Raw genomic sequence first — 3,485 nt, 5'->3', positions numbered from 1 at the left:
TTTTACGATGATTTCCTCTTCATCGGTTTCAAAATGCACATAGTCTTCATTGAAAATGTCCAAAGCCAGTTTGGTGATTTTAATCAAATTTAAAGTTTCATCCTTTTGGGCGGGCATATTGGCATATGTTGAAAAAGCCGAAGCAATCGAACTCATGGTGTCGATTTGTTGAGTCATCGAGGAAGCAAACTCTTTTACCTTTTTGTGTATTTCGGGATCGTTGGGGTCAAATTTTCGCTCAAAACTTTGCACGCTCAACCTCATAGGCGTTAACGGATTTTTGATTTCATGGGCCACTTGTTTTGCCATTTCACGCCAGGCAGATTCCCGTTCATTTGCCGCAAGAGCTGCCGCACTATGTTCCAATTCGTCTATCATGCCATTGTATGCCTGAACAAGGGTTGATATTTCTTCGCTGATATTTGTAACTTCAATTTTTTTATTGGCACTGCCCAATCTGGTTTCTTTGATTTTTTCTGTTATCGTGTTAAGCGACTTTGTGATGTGTTTAGATAAAAAATAAGAAAGCACGATGGCAATAAACATCATCAGCAAATACACCTGAGCCAATCGCATTAAAAAGTTTTTCAACTCACGTGAAATAAAGTCATCTTCTTCTATGTAAGGTAAATTTAGTATTGCCAGCGGTTTGAAATGATGATCGGTAATGTATGAGTATGAAGAACGAAATTTTTTATCGCCTTCGCGAAAACGAACTACATGCTTTTTGTCAGAAGCGTTTTTAAGTTCAATTAAAATATTTTTGGGAATGAACTCTGATGACCTTTCAAAAAAAGAAGCCCTTGAACTTGACAATATTTTTCCGTCAAGATCAAAAAGCAAAAGTTCCATATTGTGAATGTCCTGAATTTCATAAATCTTGTCTTTAAAAATCAGGGGAATATTGTGGGTAACAACTTCATAAGAAGTTTTTCTCAGCTCATAATTGATGCTGGCCCTTATCTGGTCTTCTTTTCGCTCAAGACGTTCTTTGTGGTACTGAAGTGCATCTTCGCTGTATTGATAAATCGTTGCTGTTGCGATCAAAATTGAAGCGACAAGCACCAGTAAAATCATCGAAAGAAAAATCTTGGTGCGTAGGGAAGTTTTCGCTTTTAAAATTTGTTTTATCATCCTTAATCGGAAAGTTTCATTTTCAAGGTTATCAGTACCTCAAAGTTCAAGCCAGCTTTATTCCTTGTTTCGTTCTCTGATTTTTTTGTAAACCTTAAAGCCAATCATAATTAACAATGAAACGGCAATCAGTCCCACAGTCCCCCAAAGCCAGTCCATGGTGTATCTGAAATTCACTAAAAATATTACGGCAAACAAGACTATGGTCGCCCCTTCATTAAAAAGCCGCATATAATTTGACGAATGTTTCACAACATCATTTTGAAGCTGATTGAAGTATTTATGACACACAATATGATACACGATTAGAAAAAGTACAAACCCCAGTTTGACTTGCATCCATTCGTCAGTCAATAAAACTGCCCTTTGTGAAAGCATCCAAACACCAAACAAAACCGCCAGTATCATCGATGGCCAGGTAATGATATACCACAACCGTTTGGCCATAATTTTGAGTTGTTTTCCAATGATTTCCTTTTCAGGGGAAGGTTTATGAAAGGCTTCAATTTGATAGACAAACAACCTTACGATATAAAACAAGCCTGCAAACCAAGTAATTACAAAAATGAGATGAAGGGCTTTTAAATAATTGTAAATCATATTTCCTTTTTGAAGCTTGAGTGAATAAATTTACAAATTCTAAATCATTATTTGGGTTCGGGTTTTAAATTTAACCTGACTTCCTTATTGAGGAAGTATGCTGTAACCACTGTTGAAAGTAAATCAGCAATTGGGAAGGATATCCAAACCCCGATTTCGCCAAAATAAATCGGTAAAATAAGCACCAACGGCAAAAAGAAAAAACCTTGTCTGGTGAGTGTGAGCAACAAAGCCGGCAACGCTTTACCTATGGCCTGAAAATAAGCCGCTCCAATAAGTTGAATAGAAATAATGGGAATAGCTGCAAATACCCATCGCATTGCGTTTGGCGTATCTGAAAGAACACGGGCGTCATCTGTAAACACCCTAACTATTTCTTCGGCAAAAAACATGATAAAACCAAAAACAAACAAACCTAAAATTGCCGAGTATAAAATGGCTTTATTAATACTTTCACGCACACGCTGATGGTAGTTTGCTCCATAATTGTATCCGGCGATGGGCAAAAATCCTTGGGTGACCCCTAAAACAGGGAATAGCGCAAACAAGAGCATTCTCGCAATTATGGCATACACAGCAACTGATGACTCACCTCCCAAATCAAATAAAATGTTGTTCATAACCAGATAAGTCACACTAACAACCGCTTGGCGTGCTAGTGTGACAAACCCCAGCGAACTTATTTCCTTGATGATTGGAATATCTAATTTGAAATGTGAAATATTGATTTTTAATTCAGAATTTTGGGACAAGAAAAACCAAAGGATGTATGCAAAACACATTCCGTATGAAATAGTCGTAGCCCAGGCAGCACCGTGCATTCCCATATCAAAAATGTAAATCAAAATGTAATCCAGCACCAGGTTTCCCACTGAAGGAATAATCATCGCTGTCATTGCAAATCTCGGCTTCCCTTCTGCCCTGATTACAGTGTTGCCCATCATACAAAGCGCCAACAGCGGAACTCCATACAATACGATGCGGTAATAGATTTTAGCAGGCTCAAAAATATCGCCCTTTCCGCCAAAGGCAGGAATTAAATCGTTGATAAAATACAAGCCAAAAAGGACCAGTATGGTAGTAAGCAAAACAGTAATAGCAACCTGATTGCCAAAAGTTTTTAAGGCTTTTGCCTTGTTGTTGGCTCCCAATGCCCTTGAAATAATAGACGAACCCCCAATCCCAATGGCCATACCCAGAGCGGCAATAAAAAAAGAAACCGGAAGCACCACGTTGATGGCAGCAATGGCAATAGAGCCAATCCAGTTTCCCACAAAAATAGTATCCACCAGAATGTTGAGCGACATCACTAATATTCCGATAGATGCCGGCACTGATTGTTGTATCAGTAATTTTCCAATGGGTTTGGTTCCCAGACTTTCTGAATGGGGGATTTTTCTCATTAAGCGATGGCCGTTTCTACGTCTACAATTGCCCAGCGGTCTATCCAGCCACTCAACACCCTTACCCAATCTTCGCGGTCGTTCAGGCAAGGAATGGTAGTAAACTCTTTTCCGCCCACCTCGTGAAACAACTCTTCGCCTTCCATGGCTATCTCTTCAAGGGTTTCCAGACAATCACTTACAAATGCCGGAGTAACAATTGCCATTTTTTTTATGCCGGAGAGACCCAGTTTTTCAATTGTTCTGTCTGTGTAAGGCTGTAGCCATGGGTCGAAACCTAAGCGAGACTGGAAGGAAGTGCTGAAGGTTCCCGGTTTAAGGCCCAGTTTTTCTCCAACCAATCTTGTG

Annotated in this window: 4 protein-coding genes; all 4 read right to left on the bottom strand. The window is 39.3% G+C overall.

The features are described 5' to 3' along the window. Positions 1 to 1,134, bottom strand: a 1,134-nt coding sequence (locus AC6F75_RS10465) for a histidine kinase dimerization/phospho-acceptor domain-containing protein (protein WP_500714968.1), incomplete at its 3' end; no start/stop codon positions are given. Between the two features lie 57 nt (positions 1,135 to 1,191). Beyond that, positions 1,192 to 1,734: a HemJ family protein gene (locus tag AC6F75_RS10460; protein ID WP_500714967.1), complete on the bottom strand. Its 543-nt coding sequence runs from the start codon at positions 1,732 to 1,734 to the stop codon at positions 1,192 to 1,194. 47 nt (positions 1,735 to 1,781) lie between these two features. Further along, on the bottom strand, positions 1,782 to 3,137 hold the full coding sequence (locus AC6F75_RS10455) for an MATE family efflux transporter (protein ID WP_500714966.1): 1,356 nt from the start codon (positions 3,135 to 3,137) through the stop codon (positions 1,782 to 1,784). Next, on the bottom strand, positions 3,137 to 3,485 hold a 349-nt coding region (locus AC6F75_RS10450; protein ID WP_500714965.1), incomplete at its 5' end, for a ferrochelatase. The genes AC6F75_RS10450 and AC6F75_RS10455, both read right to left, overlap by 1 nt.

Source organism: Planktosalinus sp., assembly GCF_059864935.1.
The sequence above is the reverse complement of the archived record's forward strand: the minus strand, read 5'-3'. Positions and strand labels throughout refer to the sequence as shown.

Excerpts from the sequence above, each read along its gene's own strand:
- AC6F75_RS10460 (WP_500714967.1), bottom strand. The coding sequence starts at position 1,734 with ATGATTTACAATTATTTAAAAGCCCTTCATCTCATTTTTGTAATTACT.
- AC6F75_RS10455 (WP_500714966.1), bottom strand. The coding sequence starts at position 3,137 with ATGAGAAAAATCCCCCATTCAGAAAGTCTGGGAACCAAACCCATTGGA.